Here is a 3,763-nt window from a genome sequence, read left to right on the forward strand (position 1 = left end):
CTCCTACGTCAGTTCCCCGATGTCGTTACTTGTCCGCGCCGCGCTCCTACGTCAGTTCCCCGATGTCGTTACTTGTCCGCGCCGCGGCCCTCACGAACTACAGCGAGGTCGCTCGTGCCGCCGGGCTGGATCCGGTGCGAATGCTCTTTGACGCAGGGATAAGTCCGAGCGTACTGCGCGAGCCGGACCTCATGATTCCAGTCGAGCGTTTTGGACGTCTGCTCCAGGCGTCCGCGACCATGTCAGGCAACGAGAGTTTCGGGCTGTGCATGGCCGAGTCGCGCCTATTGTCCAATCTTGGGGCGGTAGGATTGCTGATCCGCGACCAGGCAACGCTGCGCGACTCGCTTGGCATGCTGATGCGCTACCAGGCGATGCTCAATGGTGCGCTGTCGCTGGCGGTCGAGGAATGCGGAGGACTGGTCATTATTCGCGAGGCGGTAATGGCTGGCAACGCACATCAGCCAACACGCCAAAGGGTTGAACTGGCGCTAGGGGTAATGGTGCGGTTGATACGCCAGCTCCTCAAGCCCGACTGGGAGCCGCGGCGCGTATGCTTCGAGCACCCGGCGCCGCGCGACCTTAGTGCACACCAACGGTTTTTTGGCCCTCACGTCGAGTTCGACTACGACTTCAACTGCATCGTCTGCGCGAAGGCCGATCTCGATGCACGCAACCCGTCGGCCGATCCGGCCATGGTGCGCTACGCGCAGCAGTTGATAGACGCGTCCGCCATGCCGCAGCAGGCGACCATGCTTGAGGACGTGCGTCGCACGATCCTTCTGCTGTTGCCCAGTGGGCGCTGCAGCATCGAACAGGTGGCCGAGCACCTGGGCGTGGTGTGCCGCACGGTCCAGCGCCGGCTGGCGGAACAGGGGCGGAGCTTCTCGTCGATCGTTAACGACATCCGCACGGAACTCGCGGCGCGTCACGTCATCGAGAGCGATCGTCCGTTGACCGAGGTGGCGACCCTGCTAGGTTTTTCCGCGCCAAGCGGATTCTCGCGCTGGTATCACGCGCAATTCGGTTGCAGCCCCAAGGAGAGCCGGGCCGCAAGCGGCACCGTGCGCCGACAGACAGCACCTCCGCCGGCGAGCAGGGCATAAGCCTTCAAAAGGCCAGGGCATACGGACGCTCCTTGCGCTGGATCGCGGAGATCTTCCGTCTGGCCAGCGCGTCGCGCCGGATCGAGGACCGGGGAAGGATAGAATACCGAAGTTACGCAGCAGCCATGCGGCGTCCAGGACAGTACACCGGTATTCGAAACCATGAGCAGAAGTAAGACTGAAAACCTCCCGGATCTCTCTAGCCTCCTCACGCCAAAAAATCAGCTGATGCTGGCAGTTGAGCACGCTGTGCTAAGAGGGCAGGACTGGGCACGCGCATCCGCGCCCATTGCTGAACAGATCGCCGCCAGACTGGCGGGCGTGATCACGCTCGATCTAATCCGGTCGGGTCAGCGCCTGCTTGAGAAAGACATTAGCGAAGTGCTGCATGTAAGCCGCGCGCCAGTCAGGGAGGCTATGCGCATCCTCGAACGAGACCGGCTGGTCGAGTTTCAGGCCAGGCGCGGTGCCATCGTCACCGCGCCCGGCGAGATGGAGCTTCGCGATATCTTTAAGGTTCGAGCAGTACTCTACGTTACGATGCTGGAGCAGGTTATGCGCGAGAACTCGGACGGGCTCCAGGACGTCCTCGACGAGCGCATGCCGAAGCTTGCCAAGGCAGCGGAGGAGTCGGTCGACGCCTATGCTGTCGAGAGCTTTCTGCTGAACTTTGCGATTGTCGATTTGTGTGCCAACAGATTGCTGGTTGACATGCTGCAATCCATATCGCTTCGCACGTTGCGCTACGCTCGCCTTGGACTATCTGCCGCTCCGCAATCCATTCCTGCTTCGTTGAAGACCTGGCGTGCGCTTCAAAACGCGGCGCAGAAGCGTGACGAGAAGTTGCTGCTCTCCGTTGCCCAGAAGCGGCTGGATGAGGCGAGGGATGCCGCGCTGCGTGCTCTCAAGATGAAGCCCGGCGTTCCGGTAGTCTCAAAGGACGACAAAGGCCCGGCCACGCGGGAGCAGACTGCGCAAACAGCCAGGCGGCGCAAGGCTGCCTAGTTGCACCTACGCGGGCCATCAGGGTTACTGGTTTGATGCCTGCGGTACGCAGTTCCTTCTGTTGATGCTTCGTGCCGGTGGCGGCCACCCCGGTAGCTACGCGAAGCAGCACTGTCAAGCATTACCCGCGGGGCGACGACGGCGTGGAGCGACGGCGCTTGCCTGGCTTCACCGTCGTCTACGGCTCTCTCCACCCTCGCGATGCTGCAATCATCCACACGGGGTGGCACTTCATCAAAGCTGTCGGCTCGCCTCGTCAGGTTGAGGCCGCCTCGCGCCCCATCTGCTGTTCTCACCATTCTTGTGCGTCGACGCATCGGTCCGGAAACCAATGGCTGGCTTGCCGCGCTCAAATTTATTGTTGTCGACAATAATATATCTGGTGTACAGTCCATGGACTCAAGGAACTGACCGAGCCACCGATTTGTCTGTGCGGTTGCTGTTGAGGGAAGCCCTAGGTAACTCGGGGCGTTCTTCGCCATGGCCACGACACGCGTGGCTGATGGCATCGTTTGTGACAGGCGAAAAAAATAACCTAAAGGAGAGGAGGCAATGGGATCATTGAGAAAGCTGAGCAAGCTTAATCACGCACTCATCGCTGCGGGCGCAATCTGCACCGGCGGCGCACACGCACAGAGCAGCGTGACGCTATATGGCGTGGCGGATATAAACGTTGAGTTCGCCAATCATGTCGGCGCCGTTCCCACCGCTGCCAACAAGTTCAATGCGGGCCCGTCCAACAATGTCTACCGCATGGATTCCGGCGGCCTGTCCGGTTCGCGTTGGGGCTTGCGCGGCGTGGAAGATCTGGGCAACGGCGTGAAATCCGTTTTCGTACTGGAGAGTGGCTTTAACCTGGATACCGGCACGTCGCAGCAAGGCGGCCGCCTGTTCGGTCGACAGGCCTACGTTGGCATCCAAAGCACGCAGTTTGGCCAGGTGACCTTCGGCCGTCAGTACACTTCGATGTTCGAGAGCATCGCGAACTTCGTGCCGGCAGCCTTTGCCACCCAGTATGAACCGATCGTGATGTTGACAGGTGCGAACTTCCGCGAGGACAACACCATCAAGTACTCCGGCCGGTTCGGCTCGGTCTCTGCACTGGCACACTGGTCCTTCGGTACCGGCCTGGCATTGCCGACGACGGTGGCCAACGGCCCATTGCTCGGCGGCAACGGCGAAGTGCCGGGCCAGTTCCGCCGCGACACCGCCTATGGCGCAGGGTTGACCTATATCTCTGGCCCTGTCGGTGTGGCCGTTGCGTACGACCAGTTCAATCCAACCATTTCCAACCCGTTAACAGCTGTTGCCCTCGGCAGCGGCAGCTTCAAGAAGGCGACGGTCGCGGCAAGCTATGCGTTCGGCGCGGCAAAGATCATGGGCGGCTACCGCTGGGGTCAGAACAAGGACCAGAATGGCAGCCTGATCGAGCGCGACGACTTCTACTGGATCGGCGCCAACTACCAGGTGACGCCGGCGCTTGGCCTGACGCTTGAGTACAACTACGACAACGTCAAGAGCTTCTTCGCCAACAAGTCGGTGCCGAACCCATGGCAAGTTGCCTTTATCGCGGACTACACGCTTTCCAAGCGGACTGATGTCTACCTGACCACGGCATATTCAAAGAATGCGGGTCTGGGACTGGATTCCCC

Annotated in this window: 3 protein-coding genes; all 3 read left to right on the top strand. The window is 60.9% G+C overall.

Features of this window, described 5'->3' with window-relative positions; translation table 11 throughout:
* The first annotated feature begins 62 nt into the window (after positions 1 to 62).
* Entirely contained in the window at positions 63 to 1,106 is a 1,044-nt protein-coding gene (locus tag AC1DKD_RS39930; protein WP_441627891.1) for an AraC family transcriptional regulator, read from the top strand.
* A 162-nt stretch (positions 1,107 to 1,268) separates the two neighbouring features.
* Positions 1,269 to 2,111 (top strand): GntR family transcriptional regulator, encoded by an 843-nt coding sequence (locus AC1DKD_RS39935; protein ID WP_441627889.1) that lies wholly within the window; start codon positions 1,269 to 1,271, stop codon positions 2,109 to 2,111.
* Positions 2,112 to 2,663: 552 nt separating this feature from the next.
* The coding region (locus AC1DKD_RS39940; protein ID WP_477144620.1) for a porin at positions 2,664 to 3,763 on the top strand (1,100 nt) is incomplete at its 3' end.

The sequence above is a fragment of the Cupriavidus sp. 05T313 genome (assembly GCF_056396665.1).

Excerpts from the sequence above, each read along its gene's own strand:
- AC1DKD_RS39930 (WP_441627891.1), top strand. The coding sequence starts at position 63 with ATGTCGTTACTTGTCCGCGCCGCGGCCCTCACGAACTACAGCGAGGTC.
- AC1DKD_RS39935 (WP_441627889.1), top strand. The coding sequence starts at position 1,269 with ATGAGCAGAAGTAAGACTGAAAACCTCCCGGATCTCTCTAGCCTCCTC.